At 73.6% G+C, this 20,305-nt stretch carries 2 protein-coding genes; both read left to right on the forward strand.

Annotation, left to right across the window (positions count from 1 at the left end; genetic code table 11):
• Complete coding sequence (locus tag QFZ64_RS32840; protein WP_307071110.1) at positions 1-19,497, forward strand: lonely Cys domain-containing protein; 19,497 nt, start codon at positions 1-3, stop codon at positions 19,495-19,497.
• Entirely contained in the window at positions 19,494-20,279 is a 786-nt protein-coding gene (locus QFZ64_RS32845) for a type VII secretion system-associated protein (RefSeq protein ID WP_307071111.1), read from the forward strand. Before QFZ64_RS32840 ends, QFZ64_RS32845 begins: the two co-directional genes overlap by 4 nt.
• Positions 20,280-20,305: the final 26 nt, after the last annotated feature.

The raw sequence follows: 20,305 nt of genomic DNA on the forward strand, positions 1-20,305 counted from the left end.
GTGGCCATCACCGTCTCGCCCAAGCTCAACTGGCTCTTCTTCATCCTCATCGGGGAGACCTTCCTCGAAGCGAACGAAGACACCGCGTACGACACGAGCAAGTCGTACCGGGCGATCAAGCGGGACGTCGGCCAGCTCAAGGAGCAGGCCCACGCGGCGGTGGCGGCGGTGAGCCAGGGCTTCCCGCCGGGCGTGGCCCAGCAGTTCGTCGCCGCCATCAACGAAGTACTGCCCTACCTCGACAAGTTCGAGAAGGACCTGGACCAGGTCGAGTCCGGCCAGGTCAACGTCTCCATGCAGATCAGGGAGGCGAAGTGGAACATCATCGCCGAACTGATCCGGCTGGCCATCGAACTCGCCGTCCTCGCCGTGCTGTCCTTCTTCACGGGCGGGGCGAGCGCCACCCAGGCGGCGGTCGCCCGGGCGCGCAGCCGTCTGTTCATCCTGGAGACACTGTACGAACTCTCCCACCGCACCCACCTGTTGCCCAGCCTGACGGAGGCCGTGGAAGAGGCGTTCATGACGCTCGCCGTCCGGCTGGCGATGATGACGCTCGCCCCCGACGGACAGCGGCCGCGCTCGATCGACTGGAAGGACGTCGGTGTGAGCGGCGCCTTCGGCGGGCTCGCCGGCGCCTTCGCGCCGGTGTTCGCCAAGTTCGCGAAGAACTTCACCGACAATCTGGTGAACCCCTTCAAGAAGAACATCGACGACATCGTCGGCAAGTTCGACGACGATCTCTTCCGGAACGCCAAGAACAAGGCCGACGACCTGCCGCACCCGGATCCGCGGCCCAACCCGACCACGAGGAACGACCACCGCGACTTCGGCCCGGAGACCACCACCCCGAACCCGAACCCGCACCCGTCCGGCTCGTCGCTCGATTTCAACCCGCCCCACTACACCCCTACGCCCACCCCCACTCCCAAGGGCGGTGACGGGCTCGGTGTCAATTCCGTGCACCAGGGCGGTCAGTTCGTCGCCGACGGCGCCTCCGAGACGCTGGCCGAGTCGATCATCATGGGCGCGTTCTACGGCAACTGGATGCCGAGTTGGCAGACCTTCGTCGGAGCGGGCCTGAGCGAACGGTTCGAGGCGGGCGCGGAGTCCGGAATCACCAACACGGCGAACTGGCTGAAGAACCTGCCGACCTTCTCGGGCGGGGCAGGGGCAGGGGCCGGTGGCGGCGGCACGAACCGGGGCGGCGACGCCGACGGAAGCGGCGACACGCACGGGAGCGGCGACACCGGCCTGAGTGGTGACACCGACAGTGGCTTCGGCGGCGACGGCGACTTCGGTGGCTTCGGTGGCGCCCAGGGGAGTGGCGTCACCCGTACGCAGACGGACGACGGCGCGGACAGCGGCTACGGCAGCGACGGCGGCTTCGACGGTGTGGACGGAAACGGCATCACCCGTACGCAGACGGGCGACGACGCGGACAGCGGCTACGGCAGCGACGGGGAGGCAGACCGCCACGACACTCCCGTCCCCACTCCGACGACAGGCAAGGGACAGGGACAGGGACAAGGCCAGGGGCAGGGCGAGGGGCGGGGGCAGGGCGAGGGACAGGGCGAGGGGCGGGGGCAGGGCGAGGGACAGGGACAGGGCGAGGGGCGGGGGCAGGGCGAGGGGCGGGGGCAGGGCGAGGGGCGGGCGACACCGGCCGACGACGAGGCCGACACCGGCACGGACACCGGGAATCACGCCGACGTCACCGATGCGCACGCGCAGCACGTCGACCCTGTACGGAAGCCCACCGACCCGACGAACGAGGTCGGGCGGATTCGGCCCCGGGAGGAGAGCGGAGCGGGAAGCGGCCGGGACCTCGCCGCTCCCCACCAGGCGGACCGGAACGACCACGACCAGCGGGCGGGGCAGGCCCGGCAGCAGCAGCCCGAGGGGACCGCGGACCGGCCGCGCGACCCCGACGTGGACTCCACCGCCCCGGACGGCTCCGCCCACCCCACCACCGGATCCGTCCCCACCCCGGCCCCCGCCCCCGCCCCCGCCGTGCACCGGGACGGGGCCCAGCGGCAGTGGATCGCCTCGCAGGTGACCGCCGACGACCTCCCGGCGGACGGGCTGCCGGGCGGTCCGGACACCGACACGACGGTGACCGTGCGGGACCTCGCCGCCGCAGGGGTGTCCCTGAGCCCCGATCTGCGGGCACAGGCCGAACTGGGCGGTGACGGCAGGGTGTCCCTGGCCGACAGCGGACTGCCCCCCGTGGACCAGGTCAAGGCGCTGATGATGCGGCCGGGTCCGTGGCCGGAGGGCCTGGAGACCGTGGCCGCCCATGCCTCGCAGCGGCTGTGGCAGGGTTCCTACGACGACTTCGCCCAGTCGGTGCCGGACCTGGATCCGGGCACCGTACGGCAGGCCTGGGACTCGGCGGCGGATCTGGTCCTGCCGGTGGAACCGCACCTCGTGCTCGCGGACCCCCAGCACGCGGTGGACGTGTACCGGGATGCCGTGCGGCAGGTCGCCGACACGCTGGTGAACGGCGGCGGCCGGCCCGCGGCCGTCGGACTGGCCGACCGCCTCCGCGACGACCTGGGACTACCGGCCCGCGTCCGGGGCGGCGGCCCCGGGGCGACGGCCACGACGGATGACCCGCGGCAGGTCCCCACCTCGTCGAGTCTCCCGGACCCGACGGACACGGCGGATGTGACGAACACGGCGGATGTGACGGACACGGCGGACGTGGGGGACACGGAGGACCCGGCACCGACCGGGGCCGACCCCACCGCGCGCGACACGCACACCCCCGGCACGGACACCCGCACCACGGACACCACGGACACTCGCACCTCGGACACTCCCCGCACGGAACCCCCCTTCATTCCGGTCGCCCCCGCCCCGACGCCCGAGAACGGCTCTCCCACCGCGTCCGACCCCACGGTGGTCACGGAGGTCACCGCCCCGTCCGTCGTGACGTCGAGCAGCACGGATCTCCCCGACCTGTTCACCACCACATCCACCTCGTCCGCGTCGTCCGCGTCGTCCGCCTCACCAGTCCCGACACCGGACACGGACGCCTCCACCGTGCCCCAGCCGCGGAGCCACCCCGCCCCCGATCTCGACTTCGTCGTGCCCGATTCCCACTCGTCCGTCCCTGACCTCGACTCCTTCGTCTCCGATCTCTACACCGACACCCACTTCGCACCCCTGTCGGGCACCCCCCAGGCCGGCCCGCCGTCGCCGACCGGTTCCCTCGGTTCGACGGCCATGGACATCGACTCACCCAGCCCCGGGAGCCCCGCACCCGGGAGCCCCGTACCCCAGGGCGGTTCCCACCCGTCCCCGCCCGGAGACCCGTACCGCGCGCCCCTCGTCCACGCCTTCGGCGACGGCATCACCGGCAACCGGCTGTACCCGCAACTCCACGACGCCATACAGCGGCTGGACACCCTGCGGGGGCTCGACACGGACCCCTCGGTGCGGGACGGGGCGCTCGACCTGGACGCCGTCGCCCGCCGGGTGCTGTTCCTGGACCCGACGACGCCGGTCGGCAACAACGAGTACGGCGACCTGTTCCGTATCGCCCTCGACCCGGCCATGGAGCACGCCCCCGGCCTCGCCACCCTCGCCGCGTTCGGGCTCTCCCTGCGCGGGGCGCTGTCCCACCCGTATGCCATGACCGCCCCCGACGGCACCGCGTACGGACGTGACTGGGGCAGTGTCCCGGGGGACAGCCACGGGCTCGACCTGGACCTGGACCACACGTGGGAGCACAACGGGCAGCCGGACGGGCAGCCCCAGTCGACCGATCCCGGTCCGGCGCCGTGGCGTCCGGCACCGGGCGGACCGCGGCCGTTCGTCGTCGTGGCCGGCGGCACCCCCCACCAGGTCGCCGTCACGACGAGCGACGGCACGGAGTACGCGCTGTCGATCGACGAATTCGCCGAACTGCTCGCCCTCGACCCGGTGTTGTCCGCACTCCCGGGCGACGTGCCGGTGCTGTTGGTCGTTCCCTACGCCGGGGGACGGCAGTTGGAGCTGCCCCGAACCCTGGCCGACCGGCTCGGCCGGCAGGTGTGGTCCACCAGCGGCAACCCCATCGTGGAGATCCAGGACGACGGGACACCGCCCAGGATCCTCCTGGACCGGCAGCAGGACGTGCCCCGCGGCGACTGGATCCGCAGCAGCCCCGGCGAGGTGCTGAGGGACACGCCCTCCCAGGCCACGACAGCCACCACGCAGACCGCCGACATCCCCGAGTGGGAGCGCAATCTGGTCAGCTTCACCCTGGTCGCGGGCGGGGACGGCACCCGGCAGACCGGACGGGCCGCGTTCCGCCCGGACGATTTCGCCGGGGGCCGGGAGGCGACCCACCGCCAGGTGCACCGGGCGACCACCTTCGCGCACCGGCATTCCGGTACCCGACGGGCCACGGTCGACAAGCCGCTGACCGTGGGCGCCAAGCCCGGCGAGCAGGTGCACCACGTCTCCATGCACGGCAGCCCGCGCCACGTCGACATGCCGCAGGAGGACGGCTCCACCTACCGCGCCTCCGGCCCGGAACTCACCCGATGGCTCAACCGCCGGCCGAGCGTGCGCCGCCTGCGCGACCAGGACTGGATCTACCTCGACTCCTGCTGGACCGGCGGCGTCTACGGCGGGGACACGGACGCCTACTCCAACGTGGCCGCCTCCCTCCCTCCGTCCCCGGACCCGCTCGCCGACATCCCCATCGCCCAGGTCGTGGCCAACGGCACCCGCAAGCGTGTCCGGGCCGGCGACCGCGCCGTCGGCTACGGGTCCTCGGGGGGTCCCAACCCGCGTTTCTGGCTGGACTCGTACACCGACGCGCAGGGGCGCTTCGGCCACGTGCGGGAGTTCTGGCCCGAGCCCCGCGACGCGGAGCTGGCCGACCTGGCCCGCACCGCCGGACTGCACACCGGCCCCGGTCCCGTGTCCGGGGACACCCTGGACCGGACCCTGCGGCTGGTGCGCGCCCTGCGGCAGACCTTCGGCCCCGGCATCGGCCCCGGCATCGGCTCCGGTATGAGCCAACACCCGGCCTACGACGACCTGCTGCGCGGCATCGGTGCCCTGGAGTCGATGCGGCAGAACGACCCGCACCTGAACGGTATGGGGCCCTTCACCCTGGAGCTGTTCCAGCGGGCGGCCTTCGCCGACCGACGGGACCACGGCGACGGCGCCCGACTCCTCGACCACGGTGCCTACCGCGCCGTGCTCGCGCGGGCGGCCACCGCGCCCCCGGGCACCCGGCTCACCGACTTCGTCCGGGTGCCGCTGCTGGCCGGGATCGCCCAACAGATGCGGGGCTTCACCGACCTTGCGGCAACCGCCGCACGGGTCCTGCGGCTCGACGCCTCGGCCACGGTCGGCCCGGCGGAGATCTCCCGGCTCTACTGGGCGCAGGTGAAGTCGTACGAGTACCTCTCCTCGCTGCCCGACGTGGGAACCGCCGCCATGGTGGCGCTGCACCTGCCGGCGCCCGATCCGTCGAAACGTGCCGCACTGGGCTGGCTGGCCACCAGGGCGATCGCAGCCGGCCGCAACCCGTCCAACTCCGTCGAACTCGCCGCCTACCACCTGGAGGAAGAGGGCGCCTTCGACCCCCAGTCACTGACGCACGACGCGGTCGGCCGGCCCAACGGCCGCAACTGGGGCACCCCGGTGGCAGCGGGCACGCAGGTGGACACCTACGTCGTCGGCACACTGGCCCAACGGCCCGACGGGTCCTACCGTCGTGCCGGCCAGGAGGCGGCGCCCTGGGTGACCACGGGCAAGCGGCCGGCGTATGTCGTGGCGACGGAGGAGTACGGGACGGGGAGGGCCTGGGTCTCGCTGACCGGCGGTCGACGGGTCGCCGTGCCACATGCCGAGGTCGCCGAACTCGTCGCACGCGACCCCGAACTCATCGCCCGGGACGTGTGGGACACGGACGTCGTCCTCGCCGTCTCCGGAGCCGGCGGCGACAGCACGGCACAGCCGAACCCGCCGCAGCCCGGCACCTCGCAGTCCGGCGCCCCGCAGTCCGGCGTCCCGCAGCCCGCTCCGGCCTCGTCCCTGCGGACCGCCGTCGTCCGTGCCACCGGCCGGACCGTGTGGGCGCCCCGGGGCACGACCGGGCTCGGTCACTCGGGCGGCTCCCACAACACCGGGCCGGTCTCCCTGGCCGGCGTTCCCGCCACGCCCGGCACCCCGGCCGCGGCCGACTGGACCCGCACGCACCCGGCCTCCCTGCACCCGACCGCGCAGCAGACCCCGACGACCCTGCCCCGGCCCAACACGTCCTCGCCCGACCCCTTGCCCTCGAGCTCCGCGACCGACACCGCGACCGGCACCCGGTCCACCCCGTCGACCGGCACCACGGCCGCGCCCACCCCCGCCGACACCGCCACCCTCCCCGCGCCCCCGAAGTCCGCCGGCGAGGCGGTGCCGCCGCGCGTCACCCCGAAGGACCCGGCGTCGGACGGGGACGACCCCGTCACATCCGGCACGGACGCGGTCGGCACAGGCGCCTCCACCGTGCACGCCACGACGCCCGAGACCGGCCCGCCCGGTCCCCGACCACAGCCCCCGGCTCAGGACCCGTACCTCGGGCTCCTGGTCCATGTCTTCGGCGCCGACATCACGTCGCACCAGGCGTATCCGCAACTGCGGGACGCCATGAGCCGGTTGGACACCCTGCGGAGGAACGACCCCTCCGGTTCGCTCCGTGACGGGCCGTTCGACCTGGATGCCATCACGCGCAGGGTGATGTTGTTCCTGCCCCCGGCGACGCCGGTCGACAAGGCCTGGCACGTGGATCTGTTGCGCCTCGCCCTCCATCCGGCCATGGAGCACGCGCCCGGCCTGGCGACCCTGACCGCGTTCGGACTCTCCCTGCGCGGGGCGCTGTCCGACCCGTATGCGATGACCGCCCCCGACGGCACCGCGTACGGACGTGACTGGGCCGATCCTCCCGGAAGAGGTCACCGGCTGGCCATGGATCTGGACAACGTGTGGGAGGCCACCGAGCAGTCGTACGGGATGTCCGAGGTGACGGATCCCCGGCCGGCGCCGTGGCGCCCGGCCCCGGGGCGGCCGCAGCCGTTCGTCGTCGTGGCCGCCGGCGACCACGAGAGGGTCGTCGTCAGCCTGAGTAACGGCATGGACATCACAGTGCCGAGTGACGTGTTCGTCGAACTGCTCGCCATGGACCCGGTGCTGTCCCGGCTGCCGAAGGACGTGCCGGTTCTGCTGACCATTCCCCAGGCAGGGGCCCGGCAACTGGAGCTGCCGCGTGCCCTGGCCGACCGGCTCGGCCGCCAGGTGTGGTCCACCAGCGGTGATCCCATCGTGCGGTCCTCTCACGACGGGACACCGGCCAGGATCTCCCTGGATCAGCAACGGCGTGTACCCCGCGGCGACTGGATCCGCAGTGAACCCGGCGAGGTACTGACCCCCGCCGCCCTACAGGCCACCCTGTCCACACCCACCACGCAGACCTCGGACACTCCCGAGTGGGAGCGCAATCTGGTCAGTTACACCCTCGTGGCGGACGGGGACGGCACCCGGCAGATCGGGCGGGCCGCGTTCCACCCGGCCGAGTTCGCCGGGCTCTCGGAGGCGCAGGGCCGCCAGCTGCATCGGGCCACCACCGTCGGGTACATACTCCCCGGTTCCCGGATGGAGGCGGAAGGAGCGCCGATCACCGTGGGCGCCAAGCCCGGCGAGCGGGTGCACCGCCTCAACCTCCACGGCTCTCCGAGCCGCGTCGCCATGCCGCAGGCGGACGGCACCGTGTATCCCGCCTCCGGCCAGGAACTGACCAACTGGCTCAACCGGCGGCCGAGCGTGCGCCGCCTGCGGGCTCAGGACTGGATCTACCTGGACGCCTGCTGGACCGGCGGCGTCTACGGCGGGAACGCGGACGTGTTCTCCAACGAGGCCGCCTCCCTCCCCCCGGCCCCCGACCCGCTCGCCGACATCCCCATCGCCCAGGTGGTCGCCAACGGCACCCGAAAGCGTGTCCGGGCCGGCGACCGCCCCATCGGCTACTCCCACCCGCCTGGCCGGCCGACTTCCGACTCGCCCATCTGGTTCACCGTGTACTCCGACCCAAAGGGGCGCCCCGGCCATCTCCTGGAGTTCTGGCCCGAACCGCTCGAAGCGGAACTGGCGGACCTGGCTCGCACCGCCGGCCTGCACACCGGTCCCGAGCCCGTGCCCGGGGACACCCTGGACCGGACGCTGCGGCTGGTGCGCGCCCTGCGGCAGACCTTCGGCCCCGGCATCGGCCCCGGCATCGGCCAGGACCCTTCCTACAACGATCTCCTGCGCGGCATCGGCGCCCTGGAAGCGATGCGACAGAACGACCCGCAACTGGACTCCATGGGCCCGTTCACCCTGGAACTGTTGCGGCAGGCGGTCCGCGCCGACCTGCGGGACCACGGCGGCGGCGTGCGCCCCCTGGATGCCGACGCCTACCGCCAGCTGCTCGGGCGGGCGGCCGGGGCACCCCCGGGCACCCGGTTCAGCGACTTCGTCCGGGTACCGCTCCTTACCCAGATCGCCGACCGGATCCAGCGCATCGAGGACCCGCGGACGACCGCCGCGCAGGTGCTGCGGCTGGATGCCTCGGCCACGGTCGGCCCGGCGGAGATCTCCCGGTTCTACTGGGCAGAGGTGAAGGCGACCGAATGGCTCGACTCGCTGCCCGACGCGAACGCGGTCGCCGTCGCGGCGCTGCACCTGCCCGCGCCCGATCCGTCGCAACGTTCCGAGCTGAGGCAGTTGGCCGCCAGGGCGATCGCCGCCGGACGGGACCCGAACGACATCGTCGAACTCGCCGCCTTCCACCTGGAGGAACTGGGAGCTCTCGACACCGGGACACTGACCCACGACGCTCACGGCCGGCCCAACGGCCGCAACTGGGGGTCCCCGATGTCACCGGGCACGCACCTGGACGCCTCCGTCCTCGGCATCCTCACCCAGCAGCCCGACGGCTCCTACCTCCGCACCGGCCAGGAGGCGGCGCGCTGGGCGTCCCCGTGGAGTGACCCGGCGTACGTCGTGGTGGCCGAGGACACGGGGACGGGCATGGTCCGGATCACGCTGCCCGGCGGGCGACGGATCGCCGTACCGCACGCGGAGGCCGCCGAACTCCTCGCCCGCGACGCCGAACTCATCAGCCGCACCCAGTTGGGGACGGACGTCGTACTGGCTCTCTCCAGGCCCGGCGCCGGCGCGCCGCAGCCGAGCGTGCCACAGCCGGACGCCGCTCAGCCGAACGTCCCGCAGCCCACCGCGCCGCAACCCACTGCTCCTCAGCCCACCGCGCCCCCCTCCCTGGGGCTCGCCGTCGTCCACGCCACCGGCCGGGCCGTCTGGGAGTCCAGGGGCACCACCGGGCTCGACCGCTCCGTGGGCACAGGGCCGGTCTCACTGGTCGGCACCTCCGCCACGGACGGCACCTCGTTCGCCGCCGAGTGGATCAGAATGCACCCGTTGGAAGTGCGCCTGAAGGCCCAGCAGCCCCCGGCGGAGACCCCGCCCCGGCCCCAGCCCGTCTCGTCCCGGTCCGGTGAGTCCGACACCCCCGCCCCTGTCCCCTCCACATCCGGCACCCCCGCCCCTGTACCCTCCACATCCGACACCCCCGCCCCCCGGAAAACCGATACCCCCACCTCCCTGGAAACCGTCGGCAAAACGGGGCGCCCCCGCGCGTCGGCCACCCGGCCACCGCGCCGGAACCGCCCGGCCGCGCTGCCCAGCATCCCCGAGGGCGCCCCCGCCCCCCCGGTGCCGCCCGTCCCCGCACGGATCCCGGGCGTGCCCCGGCTCGCCGGGGTCGGTGACGACATCGACGAGCGGCGCCCCCCGCGCCTCGACCGCGACCTGCCGCCCGCCCCCGTCAGCGGCGGTGGACCCGTGTCGTTCACCGACCGCTCCCGGCTGCCCGCGTACATGGGCGGGGTCGGTGCCCTGCTGCCCGGGCTGCCCCGCAGTGTGCTGAGCCGCTCCTACCGGCTGGGCCAGGGCGACCGCGTGCTGCGCGGCGGCGAGGGCGTGGTCCGGGAGATCGGCGACCGTCTCGGCGCCACCTGGGACCTGGCCCCGGCTCCGGTGTCGAAGCGCCGCGGCACACCCCCGCGGACCCTCCTCGACGACGTGCGGCAGCGGTTGGACCGCAACCCGCACGGCTTCTTCGGCGACGGTCAGCAGTTCACCTACCGCACCAGGAGCGGCCGTACCCGGGTGGCCACCGTGACCGCGCGTCCGTACGGGCAGTGGGAACGCTTCACCTTCGGCTACGCCAATCCGGTCAAGGTGGACACCATGCAGCGGACCACCACCACGACCGGCCGCACCGCCGTCAACAGCACCTCCACCTCGCTGCTGCCGGCGGTGCCGCTCGGCCCCGCCAAGCACACCTACCACGTCTGGGGGCGGGTCTTCTTCCGGAAGTCCTGGGGCAAGCGGGTCCAGTACGGGCAGCAGAACCAGGTCATGAACCAGGTCGAGACCCGCACCACCGACGGCTCGCACGCCCACCTGGACGACGTCTGGTACGAGGTCGCGGTCACCGACCGCAGGGGCCGCCCCGTCGACGGCAGGGGCAAGCCGGTGACCGGGCGCGGCACGCGCGGGATCGGCTTCGGATTCGCCGTCCGCGACGGACTGCTGGTGCGGCTGGCCGACAGCCTCACCCACGACACTCCGCCCGCCGAACGGCTGCCCGCACGGATCGACCTGGGCGGCCGGCCCGCCTACCGCTCGGTCGCCACCGAGACCTACGGTCCGATGTCGCACGTACGCGACTGGGTGCTGCACCGGGCCGGGGTCAAATCGGGCACCATGGCGGGCACGCAGCTGGGCGACTTCTTCTCCTCCGACTCCTTCCAGCGCGCCGGCGGTGTCCTCAACGCGGGCCGGACCACCACGCCCCCGCTGTTCCGCGACGACTCGGGCCGCGACCCGCTCGGTGTCTTCTCCGTCCGGGTCGAGTCGGGCGACGCCGTCCTCATCAGCGAGACCAAGGCGGCGGAACTGCGCGACATCATGCAGACCACGGTCCGCAACGAACGCAACGTGGCGCACTCGAGGAACACCGAGATCGGCGGCGCGGTCGGCCCCTCGTTCCAGTGGTTCGGGCTGCGCGAGGGGAAGTTCAACCTGCGGCTGCTGCTCGGCGGCAACGTCCGCTACGGCAGTTCCCGCAGCCGCGGTGCCACCACCGGCGGTACCGGCGCCGTCAAGTCGGCCGCGCAGGCGAAGGGCGATCCGACCGGCCTCTACCTCGTACAGAAGACGATCACCGTGACGGCGCCGCCCGACAGCAAGGCACCGCTGCCGAACCAGCGCGGGGACGGCGACGGCAGGCGTGGGAAGCTGCGCAAGAACCCGCCGCAGACGTGGAGTTCGCCGCCGCGCAGCCAGACCTTCCAGACCTGGGCGGTGGAGCGCATGACGCGCACCGAGGCCCTGCGGCTGGCGGGCGAGGACCGCACCCCGCCCACCGGACCCGAACCGGCCGTCCCGCCCTACCTGGCGGAGAACGACCCCACCACCCTCGGCATGGCACGCGTGGAGGAGTTCTCCTTCGCGGACGGCTCCACCACCCGCACCGCGCGGGGCGAGGAACGCACGTTCCCCGAGTACGTCGCCGAGCGGGTGCTGACCGAGGTCGCCCGCGTCCACCCCGACCTGGTCGCGCCGATCGGTGAACTGAACCCGGACAACCCGCGCTGGCGGGACGCCGCGCACTACGAGATCGTCCTCAACAACACCCTGGAAGTGCTCAACACGCTGACCCACCACGGTATGGCGGGCAACCTCGAGACGATGATGACCGGCGGCCTGCGCCTCTCGCTGGTCGACTCCGGCCGCGCCACCCGCGGCCTGCGGCACGTGTGGATCGACGCCCGGCTGACCGGGCGGCGCTACGAGGGGAAGCAGAAGGACCTGCGGCTGCGGTTCAGCGCGCCCGGCAGCGAGAACCTCGGCGGGCAGCAGACCGCGGGACGCGGTCTGCACGGGGGAGTGGAGGGCCTGCTCTCCGTGCGCGACCCGGCCAGCGACGACATCGGCCGGCCGAACCGCGCGGGCTCGGCCTCGCTCGGCGGACGGTACGGGCGCCGCACCGACGTGGAGAGCGGGTACGGGCCGAGCGCGACGCACGAGGGCATGGCCATCAGCACCAAGGGCGCGCAGCTCTACAGCTACGACCTCACCCTCACCGCCCGGCGGGGCGGGTTCTGGCGGTTCCGCAGCATGCTGCGCGGCATCCTGTTCCTGAACCTGCTCGGTACCCAGCCGTTCGTCTTCCGGGACCCGCGGACCGACCTGATCGCGCCGACCGCGACCCCGGGCACCGATGCGGGCACGGACGGCGTCACGGATACGGCGGTCACGGGTGGGGACGGGAGCACGGGCACGGACGGGGTCACTGTGGGAACGACCCCGGCCCCGACCCTGTCCGCCGACCCGCGCCGTCCGGGCGGACCCGTCACCGGGCGCGTGCTGCTGAGCATCCCCTCGGAGCACGTCCCCACCCGCCTCACCCCCCGGCGCCTCTCCCCGCTCCACGGGCACCCCCTGCGCATGACCGCCCGCGGCGCCCGCGACCTCGCCCTGTCCACGAGCCGGTTCTTCGACCGGGCCGCACGGCAGAAGCCCGAGGACTACCAGCGGCACCCCTTCCTCACCCTCGCCGTCACCGCCCACCCCGGGATCACCGACGCGGCCCAGCAGGTGCTGGAGGAGGCGTCCGGCGACTCCTGGCTGCTGTCCGAGGAGGGCGCCCCCGCGCACGACGCCGCGATGCGGGCCTTCCAGAGCCAGTACCTCACGTCCAACTTCGACCAGACCTCGACACCTTCGGGATGGCGGGTCTCCGGGTTGTGGGCGAAGGCGCCGTACCTCAACCGTTCGTCGGTCCTCGCCCACCGCACCCGGCTGGTGCCGGGCAGCATGACCGCGCTGACCGGTGCCGTCCCCGTCGACACCGAGACCACGCTCGGCGGTGCCACCCAGGCCGCCGGTCGCACCAGCCGCACCAGCACCACGTTCTTCGGCGGCCAGCTGGTCTACCTGCATTCCCACCGCACCGGGCCCGGCATCACAGGCAACTACGGTCTCGTCGTCAGCCCCTACCGGCTCGACCGCACGCAGGCGCGCACCGTATCCCGGGTCGCGCTCGCGGAGATCAACCGCAAGGACTTCAACCGTCAGGTCCTCGTGACCGGCGACGTCCAGCACGAGATCGCGGCCGCCTCCTCCACCGTCGGCCGGGCGGCGACCGGTCGGCGGTACGTCCCGCGCTGGCTGGCCGGGGCCGCCGGGCGCCGGGTCACGGTCGACGACGGCTGGACGGGACACCTCCCGGAGAAGAGCGCCCACCGGCTGGGCCTGCTCACCGACCGGTGGGGCGATGTCCCCCTGTACACCGCGCGGTCCTGGTCGCCGCAGCCCTGGCTGCTCGACAACCCGTTCGGCGGCTTCACCGTCAACTCCCTCAACGCGGCGCCCGTCCTGCGGAACTTCGACCGCAAACTGCGTCCGCTGGGTCTGTCCAAGGCGGACCAGGACGCCGTCCACCGGCTGGTGTCGGCGCGCGTGGTGCGCGCCCTGGGCAAGGAGATGGTCGGTTCCGGCTCCTCGGTGCCCGCGAGCATCGGCCGCTGGGGTTCGCGGACCGCGCAGTTGTGGGTCGGCGAACGTCAGGTCAGGGTCCGGGCGGAACTGATCCCGGTGAAGGTGCCCCGACCCGCCGACACCGCCCGTAACGACGGGGAGCCGGGCTTCAACGGCCTCGGACACAGCGTGGAGTTCGAGGAACACCGGCAGGCCGTGGAGACGGAGCAGGAGAGCAGCACCCGGGCCGCGGGCGCCAGCGTCGGCACCACCGTCAGCGAGGGCGTGCACACCGGCAACGACGTCGTCAGGGCGGCGGGACCGAACTACTCCGAGGTCGGCGCCACCCAGCAGAACGCGAACCAGTCCCACACCGAGGGCGGTGTGCGCATCGCCACCGCGACCACCACCCAGGCCCACGGCGAGTACGTCACCCGCTACCGGCTCCGCCTCACCATGGAAGTCACCGACACCGGCGAACCGGCCGACACCACCGGCATCGTGCCGGCCCCCGCCGGTGGCGTCGCCGCACTCCGGCGGGGACTCGGTCGCTGGTGGCACAAGTGGACCGGGCACCGTCGGCACACCATCGTCGAAGAGGGCGACGTGGGCGAGCTCATCGAGCACCTGCCTCTCAGCCTCATGCGCCCCGACCCGCCCCGCACGGCCGGCACCGACACCACCGGCAGCGCCGATGCCACCGGCAGCACCGACCCCGACCCGCTGGCCCCACCGCCACTCGGCCCGGCCGCCGGCCCTCACAAGGTGGACGTCCCGCGCGTCATGGGCGCGGGCGGCTGGCACGACGTCGCACATCCCGGCGACGGCACCACGAAACCGTTCACCCTGCCCACGGACGGTTTCAAGATCCGCCGGGTCGTCGGCATCGACCACCTGCACACCGCCAACACCCTCGCGCTGGCGGCCGCGTACGACGCCTCGCTCGACCTGCCGCGCACCGGCGCACCCAGTGAGGCGCTCGTCGCCAAGTCACTGGACACCCCGCTGACCCGGGCAGGCAGCGGAAGCGCGCAGAACCTGGAGGACGGCACCGGCAACGGGGCGCTCACCTCGTTCTACGACCACACGCTGAACCCGGACGGCTACCAGATCCCCGGACTGACCGACAGTAGCTTCTTCGGCGGTGCCGACGGAGATCTGCGCATGTACTCCAAGCCGGACTTCCGTGGCGCCCAACTCCTCACCGTCGCCGACGGGATGAAGCACGAGGCGCCCAGGCGCGACATCCAGGGCGGCGGCATGTCGGCGGCCCGGGTCGGCACGACCGAGTCGTCGCTGGGCGGCGGCCCCCTCACGTCCTCCCAGAACACCGGCTCCAACCAGATGGGCGCCTCCGGCCCCGGCGACTCCTCCACCGAGTCCGACGCCCTCGCCCAGTCCGGCGACCGGCTCGCCTCCGTCAACGTCAAGCCGAACGCCACCCGTTCCTTTCTCTTCGCCATCCCCACCACCTGGCTCAGCGTCGCCGCCGTCCATCACCACGCCAAGGACAGCAAGGCGGTACAGGTGCTGCGCAGCCCCTTCGGGCAGACCAGGCGGGCACCGCAGGCGGTGGAGACCGACACCACCGTGCTCGCCTGGGTGCGTGAGGACATCGCCCGCTCCCTCGGACTGATCGACGACACCGGATTCCCGCCCAAGGTGGGCAAGGCGTGGGACGCGGTCACCAAGGCGGACAAGGCGTGGACGGCCGCCGACAAGAAGTACTGGGACCTGCGCCGCGACGAGGGGCCCGCGAGGGACGCGGCGCTCGAGACGGCCCAGCGGGACCTGGACACCCGGATCGCCGTCCTGGACACCCTGCCGGAGGTCGTCGCGGCGCGCGACGCGCTGCACGCCTTCGACGACGAGGCGCGGACCGCCGAGCCCGCCCACGAGGGCTGGGCCGAACTGCGCGAGGAACAGCGCCAGGACGCCGTCGACCGGCTGGCGCAGGTGAAACGGGAGGCGCTGGCGGAGGTGACCCGGACCCGGGACACGGCACGTGCCCGGGTGGACGAGTTCGACGCCATGCTGCGGACGGCGCGCGAGGAGGCCGAGGCGCTGGCACTGGAGTACGCCCGGGTCCGCGAGGGCGCCGACCGGCTCACGCGCTGGCACCAGCTGCAGGTTACGGAGCAGGGCCGCGAACGGCTCGGCACCACACCCGAACCGGACGAGGTGACGTTCATCCCGCCGGGGACGGAGGCGAAGAGCGACGACGGGAAGAAGAGCGACGACGGGAAGAAGAAGGACGACGGGAAGAAGAAGGACGACGGGAAGAAGGAGGAGCCGAAGAAGGGCGTCGGCAAGCAGGGTGACGGGGCTGACGGGAGCGGTGAGGCCGCCCTCCCGGGCGCCCGCCCGGCGTACGCGCGTCCGCCCTGGCAGCCGGATCCGAAGCGATCCGGCGTCCGCTTCGACGCGGCGACGGACCACCGCACGCTGACGGCCACCGGACCCGACGGCCGCACCCGCGTCTACGACCTCCACCGGCCCGCCACCGACGGCAACGGCTTCTTCGCCGCCGTCGGACATGTGGTCGACGGCCGGTACCGCGACCCCGCCCTGCTGGCGGCCGCGGTGGTCCGGAGCGAGGAGATGCCGAAGGACGCGCCCCTGGACCCGGACGCGGTCTTCCGCACGGAGGAGCTGGACCGGCGCATCGGCGGCACGGACTACGGCCGCAACCCGGCCAGGGAGCGGCTCGACCTGGCCGCGGTCGAGGCGGACGGGGGGCGCCTGCCCGAGACCGTGCGGACGGCCCTGAACCCTGTGCAGCGGGCCGCCCTCGTACGCCTGCACGTGCAGCGGGCCCGCCGGTGGGACGCGGCGACGGCCGTGCTGGCCGCATCGGTGACAGCCAGGAGCCTCGGCGTCGACCTCGTCGTCGTCGACGAGGACGGCACCGAGCAGCGCTACTCCGGCAGGACCCCGCGCCACACCGGCCGCCTCCCCGAGGTGACGATCTACCGGCAGGGTGACTCCTATCTGTCCGCCGTCCCCCGCACCACGGCGCCCCTTTCCGGAACCTCCCCCGGCACGGACACCGACACGCCGATCGCGCCGCCGCCGGTCGTGCCGGGTGACACGACGCCCGAGCCGCCGATCGCGCCTTCGGTCGTGCCGGGCGGGGCGAGGTCCGAGTCGTCGGTCGTGCCAGGTGGTGCGGGGACCGAGCCGTCGGTGGTGTCGCCGCCGGCCGCGCCGAGCGGTGCGGAGGCCAAGTCGTCGGTCGCGCCGCCGCCGGTTCCGCCGCTCGGGGCGGACGCCGCCCGGTCCACGGTCGCGCCGCCGCCCGCCGCGCCGAGCGGTGAGAAGCTCGCGCCCCCCGCCGCCCCTCCCGTCGCGCCCGGCGCCGCGAGAGGCACGTCCCCCTCCGCGGCGGACGGTGCCCGGCGGGCACCTGCCGCCGCGTCCCTCGTACCGCCGGCCGGGCCGGAGACCGCACCGCCGTCTCCGGTTCGGGCGGCTCCCCGCCCGCCTGCCGCCGGGGCGCGTGTCACCGTGGGCGACCGCGGCTTCGTACGGCGCGCGGTCCGCGCCGACGGGGACTGTCTGCTGCACGCCGTACGACACGGGTTGCGGACGCAGGCGCCCGGACTGCCCGCCGGACGCATGGCCGTACCGGAACTGCGCCGGCACCTCGCGCACTGGTACGCCCACTCCGACGCGGCCGCCGAGCTGCGTGCCGGGCACGCCGACCAGGACCCGTTGGACATCCTGATCCGGGATCAGTTCCCCGACCGGGCCTCCCTCCTCGACCTGCTCGGCCGCACCCGACCCCCGGAGCTCACCCCCGCCCAGCGCGAGCGGGTGGACGAACGGGTGTCGGACGCCAGGATGCGTGCCGCCCTGGTCGCGCTGGCCTCCGATCCCGGCGACCGGGAACTGCTGCGCGATCTGCCCACGGGTGTCGCCCGCACCCTGCTCCCGGACGACCCGTCCACCCTCCCCCCTGTCGACCGGGACTTCGAGCAGCGCCAGATCGCCCTGGCGCACGTCGAGACCCTGCGGGCCGAGGTGCTGAACGTGCTGCGGGCCGACCCCGGGAACCCGGCCGCCGACGCCCTGTGGCAACGGGTGCGCACCGCACTGCCGCACCGCGTGCGCGAGGGCGGACTCCCGCACGACCGCACCGAGTTCCTCACACTGAGCCTGAACGACGTCGTCGTCCGCGCCCTGTCCTCCGCAGACCTGTGGCAGTCCCCCTTCTACGACGAGGTGCCCCTCCTGGTGGCCCGCGCGCTCGGCATCGACCTCGTCGTCGTACAGCCCGGCGCCCGTGGCGGCCATTCGGCCCGGCCGCTGGATGCCGACGCCACGGGGCCGACCGTCCACGTCCACTACAACGGCATCAACCACTACGAGTCCCTGGAACCGGACGGAACGGCCGCGCCCGTGCCCGCGCCCTTCGATCCCTCCCGGCAGAGCTCGCGGTCCGCGCCCGACCTCCCGTCCGACCCGCCCGACCGGGCGGACCCGGCGGACCCGGCGGACCGGGCGGACCGGGCCGACCGGGACTGGCTCGCGGACCTCGCCCGCGGGTACGGGGCCGCCGACGGGTACCTGGCGGAGCTGACCGCCGGCCTGTCGCCGGACACCGTCGCCGAGCTGCGGGCCCGCGCCCGACGGCGCGACGACGCCCTCGCCGCGCCCGTACTGCCCAAGCGGGTCAAGGACGAGGAACTGGACGCCGACCGGGAGGTCCGCGTCAACCCGCTGTGGACCCCGCTCGACGACATCGACCCGGATCTCCTGGTCGCCGGCAGCCGGGACGCCGTATGGATCTACACGGTCACCAGGGAGGGCCGGGTCCTGCTGGGCAGCGAGAAGCCGTCGGACGTCCTTCCCGACGACCAGTTCGCCGCGCTGCTCGACGGCGTCCGCACCAGGCACCCGGAGACGACGGCCGACGAACTGCGCCGGACCGTCGACGGACTCGGACACACGGGCATCGCCGCCCGGTTCCGTACCGACGGCAGGCTGGAACCCGGCGCGAGCCGGGTGTCGGGCGAGTTCCTGTGGAGCGAGGAACTGGGCTCATGGACGGTGAACGACAAGTCCGGGCGCTACATGAGCAAGGCCGTCCGCCCGGACCTGCCTCCCGAGGAGGCCGCGCGCTGGCTGGAGAACGTGGCCGCGCTGTTCACGCGGCGGCTCGGCTTCACCGTACGGCCGGTCCAGGTGAAGTCCGCGGCACCGCGGCAGGACGAGGGCACGGGGACGGAGAAGAGGACGGCCGACGAGCTGACACTCGCTCCGGTGCCGGGCACGGACGACTGGCTGCCCGGGGCGCTCGCGGGCGCGCTGAAGGAGCATGCCCCCGGGCTGCTGAGCCGGCCGGGTCTGGGCGCCCTCCTCTCCGGTCCGGACCCGGCGGACGCGCTGCACCGCTGGGTGGAGTTCCGGCTCGCCGCACCGGACGCGGCCCGACGTGCGCAGCAACTCACCGATGACGACTGGGCAGGCGGACGCACCGTCCTGACCATCGATGAACTAAAGTCCGCTGGTGTGAAGTTGCTCGACGACCAGCTCGCTTTCGCCGTCATGTCGGGCGGCGGCGTGCCTCTGACGGAGGTCACGCTCTCGCCCGCCCAGCGCTACCGGCTGCTGCGGCTGTGGGGCGACCGCGGCGAGACCCTGACGGACATCGCCGCCGCCATGGCAGCGACCGACCTCGGCCTGCGCGTCACACTCACCGGACCGGACGGCCGCGCACGGCACTTCGACCCGCCCTCCGCCCGTCCGGAACCGCAACCGCAACCGCAACCGCGACCGGACCCGGACCCGGTCCGTCCGGAACCCGCCGCACCCGCGCCGGGCGCGCCTGCCCCCGCCCCGGCCGTACCCGCTCCGGTCGAACCCGCCCCGACCGGTGACCCGTTGGAGTCGCTACAGTGACCACCCCGCTCTCCTCCCCACGGCCGGAGACCCCGCCCGGGGAGACGGTTCCGACCGGACCGGCAGCCGTCGCCGTCGAAGCCGTCCCGTCCGGCCCCCCGGAGCCGCCCGCAGAACTCCTCGAGGCCGCGCGACTCGCCCCGGACCACTGGATCAGCGCGATCGACCCCGGCTGGACCGATGAGGGCCCGCCGCCCGCCTTCGCCGTGGCCGGCCGCTGGCGTTCCGGGTTCACAGGGGAGATCGAGGAGTGGGAGGAGAACGAGGAGTACCGGCCCTCACCCCGCGCCCTCGGCTGGCCCGAGCCCACGGACGCCCTCGACGCCGCACTCCAGGGCGCCGTCACCGGCTACGGTCCGCCCGAGGAGGTGGCCAGGGCCCTGGCCGGGGCGGAGCTGCTGGTGCTCACGCTGTCCGACGGATCTCCGGTGACTGCCATGGCGGCGGACGGCACCCCCGTCGTTCCTGTCTTCAGCGCCCCCGCCCACCTCGACCTCGTCGGCGGCTTCGCCTCCGCCCGCCGCACCGCGCCGGAGCTGCTGCGCGACCTCCCGCCCGGCCACCGGCTGTACGTCAACCCGGCAGGCCCCGCGGACGCGGTCCTGTCGCCCGAAGTCCTGGCCGAGGCGACGGATACGACGGACCCGACGGACCCGACGGATGTGACGGAGGCGGACGTGCCGGAGACGGACGTGCCGGACGCGAAGGACGCGACAGACACAACGGATGTCACGGACGCGGCACCGGCCGAGGGTGTGCCGGACGACCGTCCCACTCCGTGACCCCGCAGCCCCCAGTCCCGGAAGGC

Source organism: Streptomyces sp. B3I8, from assembly GCF_030816915.1.
Taxonomy (GTDB): domain Bacteria; phylum Actinomycetota; class Actinomycetes; order Streptomycetales; family Streptomycetaceae; genus Streptomyces.